The organism is Halococcus sp. IIIV-5B (genome assembly GCF_003602035.1).
GTDB lineage: Archaea > Halobacteriota > Halobacteria > Halobacteriales > Halococcaceae > Halococcus > Halococcus salsus.
The window spans coordinates 38,937-55,921 of sequence record NZ_QZWE01000012.1 but is presented as its reverse complement, the minus strand read 5'-3'; the positions used below and the strand labels follow the sequence as shown (position 1 = coordinate 55,921).

Below are 16,985 nucleotides of genomic sequence, written 5' to 3'. Positions count from 1 at the left end.
TTGTCTCGCTCTGCTCGACAAAACGCCGGGACGGGGATTTGAACTCGTCCGGACGTGCTCACTTCGCTGCGCGCGCCCGGTCTGCACAAATCCCCGTCGGTGGCGATTTGACTCCTCACGTGCGTTCGTCGTCAAATACGCCGGGACGGGGATTTGAACCCCGGATCCCAAAGGGAACACGCTTTCCAGGCGTGCGCCTTACCACTCGGCCATCCCGGCTCAGTCGTTCTACCCGAGTCGGCGGTTAAGCCCTTTCGCTCCGCACCAGCCAGGTCTCGAGGACGTAGCTCGTGGCGGCCGTGACCACGCCCACCACGACCGCGAGCCCGAGTTTCGGGGTGAGACCGATCCCGAGCCCGCCACCGAGTTCGGCGGCCTGGACCAGCACGAGGAAGCCGAGCGCACCGATCACGCCCCACAGCAACCCGGATTTCGTTCGCGGGCGCACTACGACCGCGTCGCGATCGCCTCGATCTCGACGCCGACGCCCTTCGGCAGCGCACCGGCCTGGACCGCGCTCCGGGCCGGGGGCTCGTCGTCGAAGTAGGTCGCGTAGGTCTCGTTCATCGCCTCGAAGTCGTCGATGTCGGCGAGGAAGATGGTCACCTTCACGATGTCGTCGAGTCCGACCCCCGCTTCGTCGAGCACGGCGCGCACGTTGTCGAGCACGAGTTCGGTCTGGTCGGCTATCGGGGCGTCGGCCTTCGACTCCCCGTCGGGGGTGAACGGGATCTGACCCGCGGTGAAAACGAGGGAGTCGGTAGCTGCGGCCTGGCTGTACGCGCCGACCGCCGCCGGGGCGTCGTCGGTCTCGATGGTTCGCTTCATGCCCGATGATCGGCGCGGACCGCCTTAAACCTCGGCGAGTCCGGACGACCCGAGAACCGTCTATGCGCTCCGGCGCTCGCGAGCCTTGCGTCGGAGCTTCTTGTAGCCGCACTTCCGGCAGCTGTTCGCCCGTGGGGGGTTCCGTGCGTTGCACCGCATACAGATCTGCTTGGCGAGGAGGCGCTCCTCCGCCGCTTCGAATCGTGCCATGTCCTCCATCGCGGGTCAGTGGGGTTAAGGGTTTTCGAAACGCCGGATCGGGTCAGTCGGCCTCGGCGAGGTACTCGGACTGGACGGCGATCACCTCGGCCGAGTCGGCACACGCGGCGTACCGCCGGAGGGGCTCGTCGTTGAGTTCGAGGAAGGTGTGTCCCCACCGGAACTTCGAGAGGAGCTCTTCGGCGAGCGCCCGCTCATCGAGAACGCAACACGCGCCCGCGAGCGCCTCGGCGGTGGTGAGCTGGAAGGGCGTACCGTAGTTCACGGGATTGGCGGCGACCAGAAAGGGGAGCGCGCGATGCGGCCCGCGAAGCGAGAAGCGTTCGGCGTCGGCGGTCTCCCACGAGCAGTCGAGGGCGACCAGCCGGTTGTCGCCGTCCCGGCGGTCGGCCGGCGAGAGCGCCTGCTCGGCGTGGGGGTCGAGGACGATCCCCGACGGCGTCTCGCGGGCCGAGCGGTGGAGGGCGACGAGGTCGAAGCGCGCGAGCTTTCTGGCCGTGCACTTCTCGGGGTCGTCGTCGCCCTCGTACCGGACGTGACACTCCACGGACGGGGTTCGCGGCTCGAAAGGAAAACGGGTCCGATTACGCGATCGAGTCGTACTGGTCGGCGAGCTTGTCGGCGGCCTGGCCGAGCTGTTCGCGTTCGTACTCCGAGAGGTTCCAGTCGACGACCTCCGCGCCGTCGCTCGTGAGTTTGACCGGCACACCGAGCCCGACGCCCTCGTGGCCGTACTCGCCCTCCAGCACCATCGAGCCGGGGAGGACGGTGCCAGTGTCGCGGACGATGGCCTCGACCATGTGGCCGACGCCGGTTGCGGGACCCCACTGGGTCGCGCCCTTGCGCTCGATGACGTTCATCGCGCTCTGCTGGAGGGATTCGAGGATGTCCCCGCGCTCGTCGTCGGAGAACTCGGGGTCGGTCCCCTCGACGCGGACCTTCGAGAAGACCGGGACCTGCGCGTCGCCGTGCTCGCCCAGGATACTGGCCTCGACGTTCGTGACCTCGGTGTCGAAGCGGTCGGCGAGCACGTACCGGAACCGTGCGGAGTCGAGCCGACCGCCGAACCCGACCACGTGTTCGCGCGGACGGTCGCCGGTCTCGTAGAGGTGGCGGTTCAGCAGGTCCATCGGGTTCGAGGTGGTCACCGAGATGAAATCGTCGGTGTGCTCGGCGAGCGAGGACTCGATGTCGGCGATGATCGGGGCGTTGTCCTCGCCGAGGTCGAGCCGGCTCTGTCCGGGCTGGCGCGGGATGCCCGCCGTGATGACCACGACGTCCGAGCCCGCGGTGTCCTCGTAGGTCCCCTGGCGGATCTCGGTGCTGGTGTCGTAGGCGATCCCGTGGTTCGTGTCGGCGGCCTGCCCCACGGTGGTGTCCTCCTGGTCGGGGATGTCGACGAAGACGATCTCGTCGGCGACCCCGCGCAGGGCGATGTTGTAGCCCGCCGCCGCACCGACCGTGCCCGCCGCACCGACCACGCTGACTTTCACCATATCGTTTCCTGTAACCCTCGGCGCGGGCTAAAGGGCTTCGGAACACACAGTTTCGGTCACCGGTCACGACACCTTCACTTTCACCCCGCTTTCGTGGGGTTGAAGTCGGTACCGGGCGGAGGTTCGACGCGTCACACGCGTCGGCGGCCTCTCCACCGCCGTTTTCACCAGAGCTATACCGGCGAGCGGCGCAGACGGCACATGATCGAACTCGCCGACGTCCGCGACGCCCGCGAGGTGGTCGCCGGCGTCGCCCGCCACACCCCGCTCGAATACTCCTACTCGCTCTCCGACCTCTCCGGCGCGTCGATCCACCCCAAGTTCGAGATCTTCCAGCGGACCGGGTCGTTCAAGATCCGGGGCGCGACCAACCGGATCGCGAGCCTCTCGCCCGACGAGCAGGCGGCGGGGGTCGTGACCGCGAGCGCCGGCAACCACGCCCAGGGCGTCGCGCTCGCCGCCACGCGTACGAACGTCGACAGCGTGGTCGTGATGCCCGAACACGCCCCGATCGCGAAGGCCAGCGCCACCGAAAGCTACGGCGCGCGGGTCGTCCTCCACGGCGAGGATTACGACGAGGCCCAGGCCCGCGCCCACGAGATCGAACGCGAGGAGGGCCGGACCTACGTCCACGCCTTCGACGACCCGCTCGTGATGGCGGGTCAGGGGACGATCGGGCTCGAGATCGTGGACGACCTCCCCGAGGTGGATACCGTGGTGGTGCCGATCGGCGGCGGCGGACTGATCTCCGGGATCGCGACTGCCGTGAAGGGGATCGACTCGGATGTCCGGGTGGTCGGTGTGCAGGCTGAGGGGGCATCGAGCGTGGCGGAATCGCTCGAAAAGGGCTCCGTGCACACCCTCGATGGAGTCGACACCATCGCCGACGGCATCGCGACGCGACGGGTGGGCGAACGGACGTTTTCGGTGATCGAAGAGCGCGTCGACGAGGTCGTCACCGTCTCGGACCCCGAGATCGCGGTGGCGATCACGACGCTGCTCGAACGCTCGAAGGCGCTGGTCGAGGGTGCGGGTGCGGTCCCGATGGCGGCGGTGCTCGCGGGCGCGTTCGACTACAAGAAGGATGAAGTGATCGTGCCGGCACTCTGCGGGGGCAACATCGACCTCAACATGTTGCGAACCGTGGTGATGCGGGGGCTCGTGGAGTCGGGGCGCTACCTTCGGCTTCGGACGACGCTCAAGGACCAGCCCGGTTCGCTCGACCACCTCATCGGGATCATCGCCGGCCAGCGCGCGAACATCTACGCCATCAAACACGACCGGACCTCGCGCGACATCGGGATGACCGCGACCGAGGTCGAACTCGACCTCGAAACCCGGGGCCGCGAGCACGTCGCGGCGCTCATCGACGAACTCGAAGCCAACGGGTACGCCGTCGACGTACTGGTCTGAGTTGAGCTGGGGAACACGCACGTACCCACAGTCCTTTTTGAATCCCGTCCCGTTGAGGCGGGTATGAGCGAATTCGACAAGGAAGCCGAGCGCAAGAAGCTCGAAGAACGCTTCGCCGAGGAGGAAGAAGACCGCGAGACCACCGAACGGATGAGCGAACTCCTCCTCCAGGGCGCGACGATGACCGACACCCACTGCGACGAGTGCGGCAACCCCCTCTTCCGCTACGACGGGCAGACCTTCTGTTCGTCCTGCCAGCGAACCGTTCAGGAGGCCGGCACCGCTGGACACTCGACCGCCGAGGACGCGACTGCCGACGCCGCAACCGAACCGGCGGATGCTCCGTCTCCTACCGCCCCCACCGACCAGCAACCCGCTGGCGACCCACCACACGACGGGTCGACCGCCAACGGACAGCGACCACAGCCCCCAGAGCGAACCGACCCGTCGCGCCCCGCTGCAGCGCCGGCCCAGGGACAGAACCCACCGTCGGCACCCGTGCAGACGCCTGACGACCCTCGTACCCAGAACCAAACGGACACGAGCCAATCGACGGAAGCCACAGACGGCCTCGCGGCGACCGAAGCCTCGCTCTCGCGCACCCTCCGCCAGCAGGCCGCCGCCGCCGAACGCGCCGAGGACCTCAGCCGAACCCGGAAACACCTCGCCGCCGCGCGCGAGGCCGCCGAGGCGCTCGACGCGGTTCGGTCCGCGCGATAAAAACCCGGCCCCACCTTTTGCTGCGCTCGTTCGCCTTCGGCTCACTCGCTGGCAAAATGTGGATCAAAAGCCTCCTCCTTCCCGTTGGTCAGTCGTCGGCCCGCTCACTCGCCTCCGGCTCGCTCGCGGCACAATCACTAACCTCCAGCACCGCTTCCGCCGAAGCCCTCGCGCTCCCTCCGGTCGCGCTCGCCCTTCATCCACCAGGCACCGCCCCGCACCCGCCACCGTACTGCGGCGGCCGCACAGCTGCCGCGCCGCTGCCGCCAACCCCGCACTGCAACCGCGAGCCGCAACGCGGCGGCTACGACTCGTACTCGCTACCGATGACCTCCCGGATCCGTTCGGCGGTGACTTGACCCACTCCCGAGACCTCCAGCAGGTCGTCCTCGTTCGCGATCATCACACCCTCGACCGTGCCGAACTCGTCAAGTAGCGCCCGCGCCGTCACCGGGCCGATGTCCGCGATCGCGCTCACGACGTACTCCTGCTGTTCGACGAGGGTTTTGGAACCCTTCTCGCCGTGGACGCTGACCTCGCGGTCGTCCAGCTCCTGTTCACGACCCGCGATGACGTGGAGCAGGTCGGCCGTATCGGCCTCGTCCGCGGTCCGGAGCACGCTCGCACCGAAATCCACGGCCAGGGACGCGAGCGCGCCGCGAATGGCGTTCGGGTGGACGTTGCGCTCGCCGTAGAGGTCCTCGCCCTCGATAACGACCACCGGTCGGGCGTAGTGGCGCGCGGCATCGCCGACCTGGTCGAAAAGGGACCGATCCCCGCCGGTGAGCGTATCGAGGAAGTCGCTCACCGACTTGCGCTCGATCACCACCCGGTCCGAGAGCACGTAGTCACCGACTTCGAGGGTTTCGAGCCGCGTCTCGCAGTCCTCCCGCGTCGAGAGGTCGCGCGCGATTGAGGCGTCGAGTTCGCGTTGGTCGACCACGATCTCGATGGTCTCGCCCTCGCCGGCCGCGGTCGCGACGATTCCCTCGCTTTCACCCTCCTGTTCGTCGTCGTCGGAGGGTTCAGCCTCGTCCGCTTCGTCGGGGTCGTCGGTCGTCGGCGGGCCGAAGGCCGTCAATCCCGACTGGCCGCCGTCGCCCGCGGTCGTCGCTCCCGCGTCGGACTCGGTGGCATCGGTGTCCGCCACGGGGCTCGCTTCGCCCCCGAACGCGTCGAGCCCCTGCTGGGCGAGCTCGGACTCGATCTCGCCCGCCGAGTCCTTCAGCCGCTGGAGTTCGTCGGTCATCGTCGACTGCTCGTGTCTGGATTTCCAGAAGTAGGCCTCGTCGCGGGTGTCCTCGGCGAGGAGGACCATCACCCGACCCTCGGCCTGCCGACCCGTCCGGCCCTTGCGCTGGATCGACCGGATCGCGGTCGGCACGGGTTCGTAGAAGAGCACCAGGTCGACCTCCGGCACGTCGAGTCCCTCCTCCGCAACCGACGTCGAGACGAGCACTTCGAACTCGCCCGCTCGAAACGCATCGAGGGTCTCCTGCTGTTCGTTCTGGGTCATCCCATCCGAGCCCTCCTTGTCGCCCTGCCCGACGAACTTCCGCGTCTCGAAGTGCGCCCCCAAGAATTCGGTGAGAGTCTCGGCGGTGTCCCGGGACTCGGTGAAGACGATGACGCGCTCGCCGCCCTCGATCCCGAGACACTGCGCGAGGAGGATTCTGGTCCGCCTGAACTTCGGGTGGAGGTCGTCGTAGCTCTCCGCTTGCTCCATCGCCTCACGAACCTTGGGGTCCGAGACCAAGCGCTGGCTCGCCTTCGAGGCACCCGACGAGCGCGCGGCGTTTCGCTGGCGCTCGAAGTAGCGCCGGAGAGACTCGACGCTCTGTGTTTCGGCGAGCGTGACCGCCCGCCGGAGCTTCATCACCTCGGCGTGGACGCTCATCCCCTCGTAGCCCTCCGACTGGTCGTTGTCCATCAGTTTCCGGAGCTCACCACGCATCCGGTTGAGGTCGCGCTGGGAGACGTCGGCGCTCGTGGTCCGGGTCACGCCGAGCTCCTTCAGTCGTTCTAGTCGGGTCTCGATCACGGCCACCAGCGAGTCCCGGATGGCGAGGATCTCGTCGGGGAGCGTCACGCGCTCCCACTCGACGTCGGTGTTGTGGGTGTACTGGGCCACGTCGGCGTCCTCTTCGGTCATCACCGCCACCGAGGCGAGGCCGAGGTTCTCGCACACCGAGCGGATCCCCTCCTCGTCACCGCCCGGCGAGGCGCTCATTCCAGTCACGAGCGGGTTCTCGGCGTCCGCGTGGTAGCGCTCAGCGATGTAGTTGTAGGCGTAGTTGCCCGACGCGCGATGGCACTCGTCGAAGGTGAGGTGGGTCGTGTTCGAAAGGTCGATCCGGCCACCGATGAGGTCGTTTTCAACTACTTGTGGCGTGGCGATCACGACCTGCGCGCGCTCCCAGAGGTCGGCCCGGTCGTCGGGGCTGACCTCCCCGGTGAAGACCGCTATCTCGTCCTCGGGGATCGTCAGCGCCTCGCGATAGAACGCGGCGTGCTGGGTCACGAGGGGTTTGGTCGGCGCGAGCAGAAGCGAGGTGCCGCCGACGTCGGCGAGCCGGCCGGCGGTCACGAGCAGGCTCACGGTCGTCTTCCCGAGCCCGGTTGGGAGGCAGACGAGGGTGTGCCCGCTCGCGGCCGAACGCGCGAGGTCGACCTGGTAGCGCCGGCGTTCGAGCACGCCCGGTTCGACCAGCGGGCGGTCGATGGACTCGATCTCGTCGGCGGTCGCCGTCATTGGGCGGTCTACTACCGTCTCCCGAATAAGGGTTCGCAGACCCGAGCGGAAGTGAACTCACCCACTCAGCCCAAAATGCTCGGCACCGCACCTCCCGTGACCCAGAGCCCGACCGCGATACCGACCGCCGCCAACACGGGTATCGAGGCGTTGTCGTCGATAACGTAGCCCCAAATCACGGGTTTGACGCCGTCGGCGAACGTCGCGGCGGCCGCACCGAGCACCGCCGGGAGGAGGGGGACGAACGGGTAGGCGAGCACGAGACAGACCGCGAACGTGACGAGGATCACCGAGGCGGCCTTCGTGGCCCGGAGTTCGCCCGACCCGAGCAGCCCGCTGATCGGGTCGGCGACCATCAACATCAACACCGCCGGGAGCGCGACCCGGGGTTCGAAGACCAGCACCACCGCGGTCGAGGCCAGCATGTAGAGTGCGTAGCCCGCGAGATTTCGCTGTTCGTACTCGCGGGTGAGCACGTCGTAGAGCCGCCAATCGAGCCCGATCAACAGTCGAACCGCTTCGAGGCCGATCGTGACGAGGGAGCCGACGACGAACGTCCAGCGGAGCTGGGCGTAGCTGAGGACCCCGAGCAGGTAGGCCCCGGGGAGCACCACGCCGCTCATGTGGACCGCACGCCGCGCGACCTCGTTGGCCATCAGCCCTCGAACGGTCCGCCCGCCCGGAGCGCCGCGAGCCGTGCGGGGAGCTCCGCGATCGGGACCCGTGTCTGCTCGGTGGAGTCGCGCTCGCGGAGCGTCACGCTCTCGTCGTCGAGCGAGTCGTAATCAACGGTGACGCAGTAGGGCGTCCCGATCTCGTCCTGGCGGCGGTAGCGCCGCCCGATGTTGCCCGAGTCGTCGTAGGTCACCGCGAGGCCCGCCTCGCGGAGGTCGGCGGCGACTTCGCGGGCGCGCTCGCCTAATCCATCCTTGTCCATCAGCGGGAACACCCCGACGAACGTCGGCGCGAGGTCGGGTGCCAAGGAGAGGTAGCTCCTCGACTCGCCTTCCACCTCGTCCTCGCGGTAGGAGTGGTCGAGCACGGTGTAGATCAGCCGGTCGACGCCGAACGCGGGTTCGATGACGTGCGGCGTGACGTGTTCGCCGGGGATGGTCTCCTCGCGCACCGCGAAGCCGGTCTGCTCCGTCGGCACGGTATAGCTCTCGCCGTCGAGTTCGACGCTCACTTCTGCACCTTCGAACGCGGCCGAGTCGCGCTCGGCGAGCGCTTGGAGTTCCTCGGCGATCCGGCCGGCGTCGGAGCCGAACTCCGGCCCGAGGTAGCTCATGTCGGGGTCGACGGATGGGCGTTCGACGGTCTCTGGCTCGTCGTAGGCCTTGAACACCGTGAAATCCTCGCCCGAGTGGTCGTCGTGTTGTGAGAGGTCGTAGGTTCCCCGGTCGGCGAAGCCCGTGACCTCGATCCAGTTGCCGTCGAGTTCGGTCTCGGCGTCCCAGCAATCCGAGGCGTAGTGCGAGAGTTCGTCGCCGAGGTGCTGGCGATACCGGAAGCGGTCCATGTCGACGCCGATCGACTCGTACCACTCCGCGGCGACCCCGAGGTAGTAGGCGATCCAGTCGTTCGCGACGACCCCGGTGTCGAGCGCCTCCTGGACGGTGAGATGCTCGATCTTGCCATCGTTCTCCTGGGCGGCCGCCGAGTAGAGCGGGAGCGAGACGTCCGCGACCCGTTCGATTGGTGGGGAATCGGTCTCGGGGTCGTAGAACTGTTCGAGTTCGGCCATCGCGAGTTCTCGGACCCTGATGATCGAGCGCCGAGGGCTGATCTCGTTGCGGTAGCCGGTCCCCACCTGGGCGACGCCGAACGGGAGCTGGTTCCGGGCGTACTCGGCCAGTCGCGGGAACTCCACGAACATCCCCTGTGCCGTCTCGGGCCGGAGGTACCCAGGAGAAGCGGAGCCGGGGCCGATGTTGGTCTCGAACATCAGGTTGAAGCCCGAGACGGGTTCGCCCGCGAGCGCCACGCCGCACGTCGGGCACGCGATGTCGTGCTCGGCGATCAGCTCGCCGATCCGGTCGGTGCCGAGCGCCTCGGCCTCCTCGATATCGGTGGCGTCCTCGACGAGGTGGTCGGCCCGGTGGCTGGTCCCACACTCCGGACACTCGACGATCATGTCGTCGAACCCGTCAAGATGACCCGAGGCCTCGAAGACGGGTTCGGGAGTGACCGTCGGTGAGGATATCTCCATGTGGCCCTCGCGGGTGACGAAGCGCTCGCGCCAGCTGGCTTCGAGGTTGCGCTTCAGCGCCGCGCCCTGCGGCCCGTAGGTGTAGAAACCGCTCGCGCCGCCGTAGGCCTCGTTCGCGGGGAAGTAGAAGCCACGTCGCTTGGCGAGTTCGGCGAGGGTCTCGGCGTCGACGCCCGCCGAAGCTGACCCCGTCTCACTCATCAACGGCCTCCAGGAGGTCGATGTCCCGGACGATCCCGGCGAGTTCGCCGCCGCTCACGAGCGGGATCTGCTCGATGTCGTTCCGGAGCATCTCCTGGGCGGCCTCGCGCGCGGTCCGGGTGGTCCCGACGCTCACGACGTCGCTCGTCATGAATTCACAGACCGGGTCGGCGGGGATCTCGACGTTTCTGGTCGGGAAGTAGCGCCCGCCGACCGCCTTGATCCCCTCCCACTTCCAGTCGGCCTCCTGGTCGGCGATCGACTCGCCGGTCTCGGCCTCGCCGTCGATGACCCGCGCCACGTCGAGGACGTCGACCTCGGTGAGCACACCGCACATCTCGCCCTCGTCGTCGAGCACCACGCCGTAGGGGACCCCCGAGTGCGAGAGCTCGCGCTCGGCGACCGTGAGCGGTGTGCCGGCGTAGACGGCGTTCACGGTCCGGGAGGCGAGGTCGCCGACCTGGGTCTCGCCCGCGACCTCCCCCTCGGCGATCGCCCGGATCACGTCGGTGATGGTCACGATACCCTCCAGTCGACCGTCCTGCGGGCTCTGTCCGCTCGATCCCGAGGCGCGCTGCGCCTCGCCGTCCACCACGGGCACCCGGCGCGCGCCGGTCTCGACCATCAACTGCGCCACGTCCTCGATGGTGGCGTCGGCGGTCGTGGTCGGGCCGTCCTCGACGAGGAGCGCGAGCTGGTCCTCGTCGGGGTGTTCGATCAGGGTCTGACGCGAGACCAGCCCCCGAAACTCCTCCTCGTCGCCCTCGCCCTTCACCACGGGAACCGAGGAGAAGTCGCGTTCCTGGAGGTATTCGAGCGCGTCGTCGCGGGTGCCGGGGATGGAGACCGTGACGAGCGCATCGCGTGGCGTCATCGCGTCGGCGACGTTCATGATGGACCCACTGGGCCGCCCACGTACAAAGTCGTTACACTTCCCGTCCCGCGTGGACCGAGCACCGCGAACGCCGCCGAACCGATCGATGGTCGACCGGTTCGGCGAAGGGTTTTCACGTTCGCTTTCGGACCCTCCCCCGGAGTCAACCGTGACCGAGGAGCCAGCGGAGACCGGGTCGTGTTCGTTCGCCGACGCGCTCGAACGCGGTGGCGAGGTGCTCGCCACCCACGCCACAGCCCTCCGGACCGCGCCCGTCGAGACGCGAAAGCGGCGGGTGCAGGCGTTCGAAGCCGCCGCCGAGGACGACCCGCACTCGGTCGCGCCCGTGCTCTCGGCCTGCGAGGAGCTGCTCGTCGACGACGACCGCGCGGTCCGGCTCTCGACCGCGAAGCTGTTCGTCGCCGTCGCCGCTGGCGACCCCGATTCGGTCGTGCCGTCGGTCCCGGCGCTCGCGGCTCGTCTCGCCGACGACGAGGAGTTCTACTACGTCCGCGCTCGGTCGGCCGAGGCTCTCGGCTACGTCGCGCTCGCCCAGCCCGAAACCGTCGCCTCGCCCGCCGTGCTCGCCGACCTCCGGGTCGGCCTCTCGTTCGAGGGCAGTGAGGTCCGTGAGAAGCTCGCGAAGGCGCTCGAACACGTCGCCCTCGGCGACCCCGACCGCCTCCGCCATCACCTCCCGGACCTCGCGGCCCACCTCGACGACGGTAGCGCACTCGTTCGCTACCACCTCACGACCGCCCTGCTGGTCGTCGGCTGTGTCCATCCCACGGCGCTCGCCGACGTGACCGACGCGCTTCTCGCCCGGTTCGACGACGAAGAGCCACACGTCCGCGGGCGGGCGCTCGAAGCCTACGGCGTGCTCGCCCGGTCGGCGGTCGACGGCGACCCGGTCCCCGCGGCACGACTCGTCTCGTTTGCCGACGACGAGTCGTTCGTCGCCCGTCGGGCCCGGTTCGCGACCGCCGCGTCCGACGAGGGAGAGGACTCTTTCGAGGACATCGGAACCGTCGCGGCGGTCGGGAGGACCACCGAGGCGGCCGTCGCGGCGATCCGCGCGCCCGACGGCGAGTGTCACCACTGCGGGGTCGCGCTCCCCGAACCGGGGCCCCCGATCTGCCCGCGGTGTGGCGCGCCGCGCTGAAGCCCCGACGATCGACGAAGGGTCGCGGATTCCGTCACCGGACGGCGTGGACGAGTGGATCCCGAGTCGGTGGTCGACCTACTCGCCGGCGGTGAAGTCGGTCGCCGGGAAGAATTTTTGAGGATCGTCGTGTTCGAACGATCCGACGGGCGTGCCGTCGAGCTTCTGGAGGTGGGTGTACATGACCCCGGCATCCTGGACGGCGCTCAGCAGCGACCGCGACGTCCGGCGCTCGAACCCACCCGCGACGAAGACCGCCGTCTCGGTGTCGGGGTCGGTGAGCACCGTGACCAGGAAGACCTGGCCGCCGGCCTCGTTGCGGTAGACGTCGTAGCGCGGGAACTCGCCGACCTCGATCGCCGTCGCGACGTCCGCGGCGCGGTCGCCGGGGATGACGTAGACCAGCCCGAACCGTCCTTCGACGCCGCTGTCCGGCGGTTCGGGGGCGGTGTGGCCGGCGGGGACCGTGATGGTCTCCCAGCCCTCGTCGGCGTACTCCGCCGCGAGCGCCTCCATGTCGTCGAGCGTCGCCGCCCACGCGTTCTTGAGCGCGTCGGCGTTGGCCGTGACGCCGTCGGCCGAGTCGGGGTCGTCGCTGATCTCGGGCATGTGCCGGGCCAGGGACCCGGGGGATAAAGCCTCTCGGCTACACCGCGACGCCGAAGACGGTCTCCAGCGCGAACGAGACTGCGAGCATCAGAAGACTCGAGAGGAAGAGCTTCGCGGCCGGCGAGAGCCGGTCGTCGGGGACCAACCCGTAGCGCCGGAGCGGCGGGGCCCGCTGGACGGCGGCCTGAAAGCGGCTCTCCTCGCGTCGATCGGTGGAGTCCTCGTCGTCCTTCCACGGCGGGGTCGGGCGGAGCCACAGCGTCGAGACCCCGAAGACGAGGAACCCGGCGAAGAAGAGGGCGTACTTCACGCCGACCAGCCCCCACCCGAGGGGGAGGCTCACGACCGCCGCGGCCGCCGCGACGCACCCGACGACCACGGCGGCGTACGTCGCCGCGTCGAGCGCCTGGCGTGCGCGGTGGGCCGCCGATCCGACCGGCGGCCGGCGGTCGGGGTGAGCCATCAGCCCTCGAAGACGGTCCGGTCGAAGACGTCCTGGGGCTCGTCGTGGTCGGGTTTGTGGCGGTGACAGAGGCTCACCCGCCCCGCCGGACTCACCTCGTGGTGGGCGGGGGTCTCGGCGTCGCACTCGCTCCCGAACTCGTCGAGGAGCGTCGCGAGCGCCGCCTCCTCGTCGTCGTCCCGGACGTGGGCTTCGGCCTCCTCGATGTGGCGCTGAACCTCGGTGGGGACCTGGACGTCCCCGAAGACCTCCTCGTTGATCTCCTCGATATCCGAAAAGCGGGTCTCCATCCCGAGGAGGCTCCGGGCGCGTTCGGAGAGGCTCCGGTCGGCGCGCTTTCGCTCGCGGAGGATCTCTTGGAACACCTCGATCCGCTCCCAGAGCTCGTCGTCGGCGTCACGGTACTTCTCGGGGCGGATCTTCGCCGGACATCGCGTGCTGAACGGACAGCCGGCGGGCGGGTCGCGCGGCGACGGCGGGGTACCCCGGAGCGTGATCCGCTCCTTGTCGGTGTCGGGGTCGGGTTCCGGGATCGCCGACAGCAACGCGTGGGTGTAGGGGTTCGCCGGGTCCTCGAACAGTTCCTCGGCGGGGCCGACCTCCATGATGTTCCCGAGGTACATCACGGCGACCCGGTCACAGATGTGGCGCACGACCGAGAGGTCGTGGGCGATGAAGAGGTAGGTCAGCCCGAACTCGTTCTGGAGGTCCTCGAGGAGGTTCAGGATCTTCGCCTGGACCGAGACGTCGAGCGCGCTCACGGGCTCGTCGAGCACGACGAACTCGGGTTCGAGTGCGAGCGCGCGCGCGATCCCGACCCGCTGGCGCTGCCCACCGGAGAACTGGTGGGGGTATCGGTAGTAGTGTTCCTCGCGGAGCCCGACGGTTTCGAGGAGTTCGCGCACGCGCTGGCGACGGTCCCGGGGTTCCTTCCAGTCGTGAACGTCGAGGGGTTCGCGAACGATCTCCCCGACGGTCATCCGGTCGTTGAGGCTCGACTGTGGGTCCTGGAAGACGATCTGGGCGTTGCGTCGCCAGTCCTTCAGGTCCGAGCCCGAGAGCCGGGTGACGTCGGTGCCGTCGAACAGCACCTCGCCGTCGGTCGCGGTCTCGAGCTGGACCAGGGTTCGCCCGAGGGTCGTCTTCCCACAGCCGGATTCGCCAACGAGGCCGAGGGTCTCGCCCCGGTCGATCGAGAGACTGACGTCGTCGACCGCCTTCACCGGCTCGTTCGAGAGCAGCCCACCGTCCTCGTAGTAGGTCTTCAGGTTCGAGACCTCGACCAGCGCCTCGCCGTGCTGGGTGCCCTCCTCGCGCTGGACGGTCTCACTCATCGACCGTCACCTCGCTGGCCTCGCCGCGGTCGCGGTGGGTCTCGACCGCCTCCTCCCGCGAGACGTCCTCGGGGTAGAGCAGACACGCCGCGGTGTGGTCGGTCGCGGCGTCGTTCACCGACACCGAGACCGGGTGGACGGCGTCGCACTCGGCGAACGCCTCGGGACACCGCGGCGCGAACCGACAGTAGGTCGGCTTCTCGTTCGGCGTCGGTACGTCGCCCTCGATCGTCCGGAGGCGCTCCTCGCCGACGTTCCGGCCGGGGATCGATTCGAGCAACCCCTCGGTGTAGGGGTGTTTCGGGTTCGCGAACACCTCGCCGACCGGCGCGGTCTCGACCACCTCGCCCGCGTACATCACGTTGAGGCGGTCGGCGACCTCCGCCATCACGCCCATGTCGTGGGTGATGAAGACGATCGAGAGGCCGCGTTCCTCCTGGATCTCCTCGAGGAGTTCGAGGATCTGGGCCTGGATCGTGACGTCGAGCGCGGTGGTCGGCTCGTCGCAGATCAGGAGTTCGGGTTCGCACGCCAGCGCCATCGCGATCACCGCGCGCTGGCGCATGCCACCCGAGAACTGGTGGGGATACTCGCCGATCCGGCGTTTGGCGTCGGGGATCGAGACGGCTTCGAGGAGGTCCACCGCCTTCTCGGTCGCCGCCTGGCCGCGGAGCCCCCGGTGGAGCCGGAGGGCCTCCTTGATCTGGTTCCCGACGGTGTAGACGGGGTTGAGCGAGCTCAGCGGGTCCTGGAAGATCATCGCGATCCCCTTCCCGCGAAGCTTCCGCAGTGCCGCCGGCGACGCGCGGGTGATCTCGACGTAGCCCGCCGCGGGCTCGTCGCCGTCCCACTCCTCGACGAAGACGAAGTCGTTCTCACCGATCGCGTCGGCGCGTTCGTCGTCGGAGAGCCCCGACACGTCGACGGTTCGCCCGCCGAACGAGTTCGCGAGTCGCGCCACGGTGGCGGGGTCGCGAAACCGGATGGAGCCGTCGAGCACCCGCCCCGGCGACCGGGTGAGCCCCATGATCGACCGCGCGGTCACCGACTTGCCCGAGCCGGACTCGCCGACGACTCCGACGGTCTCGCCGTCGTGGACGTCGAAGCTCACGCCGTCCACCGCTCGAATCGTCTCCTTGTCCGTGAAGAAGGCGGTTCGTAGGCCGTCGACCGAGAGAACCGGTTCCTCGTCACGACGGTCGAACCGGAGGGTGTCGCCTGTCGCGTCGGTGCCGGTGCTCACGCGCCACCACCTCCGGCGATGGCGGCCTCGCCACCGTCGGTACCTTCACTCTGTGGGTCGAGCGCGTCACGGATGCCGTCGCCGAACGCGTTGAACCCGACGACGATCAGCGTGATCATGATACCGGGGATCAGCGAGATGTGCCACGACGCGGTGGCGACGTAGGGCTGCCCCGAGGCGATCACGGTCCCCCACTCCGGGGTCGGCGGCGTGATCCCGAGACTGAGGTACGACAGCCCCGCGACCGAGATGATGATCCCGCCGAGGGTCAGCGAGGCGTAGATCAGGAGATAGCCGGTGACGTACGGCAGCATGTGCTTTTGCATGATGGCACGGGGTTTCTGCCCGAAGCTCCTGGCGGCGTCGACCCACTCCTCCTCGGAGACCTGGAGGGCGGGTCCGCGGAGTGCCCGCCAGAAGAAGGGCCAGTACGTGAGCGAGAATATCACCATGAGCATCACCGCCCCGTTGTAGAGGTTCGCGAGCCAGGTGTTCGAGAAGACCGCGGAGGCGAGGATCGCAACCAACAACACCGGCAGCGCCTGGATCGAGTCGCTGACGACCACGGTCGCGAGGTCGGCGAGCCCCTTGTAGTACGCCGTCAGCATGGAGAGGATGCTGGCGATACCCGCACCGACGATGAGCGAGACCAGTCCGATCATCAACGACACCCGGGCTCCGGCCGCCATATACGTGAAGAGGTCCTTTCCATTGGTTATCGTCCCGAACGGATGGAACCGTTTGTAGTCGTCGTAGGTCCAGGGGCCGACGTTCTGACCGCCGGCACCCTGAGAGGTCGACCCGAGGTTCGCGGTGCCGACGGTGACGTTCTGGAGGGTCTCCGTTTCGTCGTCGTAGTACTGGGTGTAGTGGGTGTACGGGTTCTGGATGTTGGCGTCGACCGTCGTCGGGCCGAGCGCCGGCGCGAACAGCGCCATGATGAAGAACGTCAGCACGAGCACGAACCCGAACTGTCCCCATCGGTGTCCGCGAAGCCGGTCGACGACGTCGTCGCGGGGCGTCCAGTCGGCGTAGCGGTAGTGCTCGCGGAACCAGCGGTAGCCGACCCAGAACCAACCGAGCCAGACGAACGCGTAGACGTAGATCAGGACGACCCGGATCAGCCACGCGTACTTGGGTTCGAGCCCCAGGAAGGTCCCGGTCCACGCGCCCGTCCCGCCCGGTTGGAAGCCGTCGTTCGGGATCAGGCTCCGTGAGAGCAGTGTGGGGATGCCGGCGGCGGCCTCGCCCGCGCTCGCGAGCGCGGCAGCCACGGGGTTCGGTGCGAGCGGGCCGAGACGGGCCACGGTCAGGAGGAGCTTGATGACGACGCCGATGACCGCACCGATCTCGAGCGCGAGCAGGACGACCGCGCCGAGGAGCCACTTGAGCGCGGGCCGCGGGTTCGCGGCGATGCGTTCGCGGAGCGGTTTCTCTTCGTCGAGGGGTGTATCACTCATGG

At 68.5% G+C, this 16,985-nt stretch carries 17 protein-coding genes and 1 tRNA gene; 3 read left to right on the top strand and 15 right to left on the bottom strand.

Going from position 1 to position 16,985, the window contains the following annotated elements:
- Positions 1-138: 138 nt before the first annotated feature.
- From D3261_RS10005 to mdh, 6 genes are all read right to left on the bottom strand, one after another.
- Positions 139-219, bottom strand: a tRNA-Ser gene (locus D3261_RS10005).
- Between the two features lie 25 nt (positions 220-244).
- Complete coding sequence (locus tag D3261_RS10000) at positions 245-448, bottom strand: hypothetical protein (protein ID WP_120071961.1); 204 nt, start codon at positions 446-448, stop codon at positions 245-247.
- A complete protein-coding gene (locus tag D3261_RS09995) occupies positions 448-828 on the bottom strand; it encodes a Rid family detoxifying hydrolase (RefSeq protein ID WP_120071959.1) in 381 nt (126 codons plus the stop codon). The genes D3261_RS10000 and D3261_RS09995 overlap by 1 nt, the downstream gene beginning before the upstream one ends.
- A 60-nt stretch (positions 829-888) precedes the next feature.
- Positions 889-1,038 (bottom strand): 50S ribosomal protein L40e, encoded by a 150-nt coding sequence (locus tag D3261_RS09990; protein WP_120072049.1) that lies wholly within the window; start codon positions 1,036-1,038, stop codon positions 889-891.
- 52 nt (positions 1,039-1,090) lie between these two features.
- On the bottom strand, positions 1,091-1,594 hold the full coding sequence (locus tag D3261_RS09985) for a DUF367 family protein (protein ID WP_120071958.1): 504 nt from the start codon (positions 1,592-1,594) through the stop codon (positions 1,091-1,093).
- A 37-nt stretch (positions 1,595-1,631) separates the two neighbouring features.
- Positions 1,632-2,543: a malate dehydrogenase gene (gene mdh, locus D3261_RS09980; protein WP_120071956.1), complete on the bottom strand. Its 912-nt coding sequence runs from the start codon at positions 2,541-2,543 to the stop codon at positions 1,632-1,634.
- A gap of 201 nt (positions 2,544-2,744) precedes the next feature.
- Here mdh and ilvA point away from each other — a divergent pair, with 201 nt between their 5' ends.
- Both ilvA and D3261_RS09970 read left to right on the top strand, forming a co-directional pair.
- On the top strand, positions 2,745-3,956 hold the full coding sequence (ilvA, locus tag D3261_RS09975) for a threonine ammonia-lyase (protein ID WP_120071954.1): 1,212 nt from the start codon (positions 2,745-2,747) through the stop codon (positions 3,954-3,956).
- Positions 3,957-4,019: 63 nt separating this feature from the next.
- Positions 4,020-4,676 carry an Sjogren's syndrome/scleroderma autoantigen 1 family protein gene (locus D3261_RS09970; protein ID WP_120071952.1) on the top strand — a complete coding sequence of 219 codons (657 nt, stop codon included), beginning with the start codon at positions 4,020-4,022 and terminating at the stop codon, positions 4,674-4,676.
- A 304-nt stretch (positions 4,677-4,980) separates the two neighbouring features.
- Here D3261_RS09970 and D3261_RS09965 read toward each other — a convergent pair whose 3' ends face one another.
- From D3261_RS09965 to D3261_RS09950, 4 genes are all read right to left on the bottom strand, one after another.
- Positions 4,981-7,428 (bottom strand): DEAD/DEAH box helicase, encoded by a 2,448-nt coding sequence (locus D3261_RS09965; protein WP_120071950.1) that lies wholly within the window; start codon positions 7,426-7,428, stop codon positions 4,981-4,983.
- Between the two features lie 65 nt (positions 7,429-7,493).
- Positions 7,494-8,084, bottom strand: coding sequence for a dolichol kinase (locus D3261_RS09960; protein WP_120071949.1), 591 nt, complete (start codon positions 8,082-8,084; stop codon positions 7,494-7,496).
- Complete coding sequence (gene glyS / locus D3261_RS09955; protein WP_120071947.1) at positions 8,084-9,838, bottom strand: glycine--tRNA ligase; 1,755 nt, start codon at positions 9,836-9,838, stop codon at positions 8,084-8,086. Before glyS ends, D3261_RS09960 begins: the two co-directional genes overlap by 1 nt.
- Complete coding sequence (locus D3261_RS09950; protein ID WP_120071945.1) at positions 9,831-10,730, bottom strand: CBS domain-containing protein; 900 nt, start codon at positions 10,728-10,730, stop codon at positions 9,831-9,833. The genes glyS and D3261_RS09950 overlap by 8 nt, the downstream gene beginning before the upstream one ends.
- Before the next feature lie 151 nt (positions 10,731-10,881).
- On the opposite strand from D3261_RS09950, the gene D3261_RS09945 reads away from it, so the two are divergent.
- Positions 10,882-11,874: a HEAT repeat domain-containing protein gene (locus D3261_RS09945; protein ID WP_120072047.1), complete on the top strand. Its 993-nt coding sequence runs from the start codon at positions 10,882-10,884 to the stop codon at positions 11,872-11,874.
- Positions 11,875-11,952: 78 nt separating this feature from the next.
- Here the strand turns inward: D3261_RS09945 and D3261_RS09940 are convergent, their stop codons facing one another.
- Genes D3261_RS09940 through D3261_RS09920 form a run of 5 tightly spaced genes read right to left on the bottom strand, consistent with a single transcriptional unit; the run spans position 11,953 to position 16,983 of the window.
- A complete protein-coding gene (locus D3261_RS09940) occupies positions 11,953-12,483 on the bottom strand; it encodes a hypothetical protein (RefSeq protein WP_120071943.1) in 531 nt (176 codons plus the stop codon).
- Positions 12,484-12,520: 37 nt separating this feature from the next.
- Positions 12,521-12,946 carry a hypothetical protein gene (locus D3261_RS09935; protein WP_120071941.1) on the bottom strand — a complete coding sequence of 142 codons (426 nt, stop codon included), beginning with the start codon at positions 12,944-12,946 and terminating at the stop codon, positions 12,521-12,523.
- A complete protein-coding gene (locus D3261_RS09930; RefSeq protein ID WP_120071939.1) occupies positions 12,946-14,280 on the bottom strand; it encodes an ABC transporter ATP-binding protein in 1,335 nt (444 codons plus the stop codon). The genes D3261_RS09935 and D3261_RS09930 overlap by 1 nt, the downstream gene beginning before the upstream one ends.
- Positions 14,273-15,523: an ABC transporter ATP-binding protein gene (locus D3261_RS09925; RefSeq protein ID WP_120071937.1), complete on the bottom strand. Its 1,251-nt coding sequence runs from the start codon at positions 15,521-15,523 to the stop codon at positions 14,273-14,275. The genes D3261_RS09930 and D3261_RS09925 overlap by 8 nt, the downstream gene beginning before the upstream one ends.
- Complete coding sequence (locus D3261_RS09920; protein ID WP_120071935.1) at positions 15,520-16,983, bottom strand: ABC transporter permease; 1,464 nt, start codon at positions 16,981-16,983, stop codon at positions 15,520-15,522. Before D3261_RS09920 ends, D3261_RS09925 begins: the two co-directional genes overlap by 4 nt.
- Positions 16,984-16,985 lie beyond the last annotated feature (2 nt).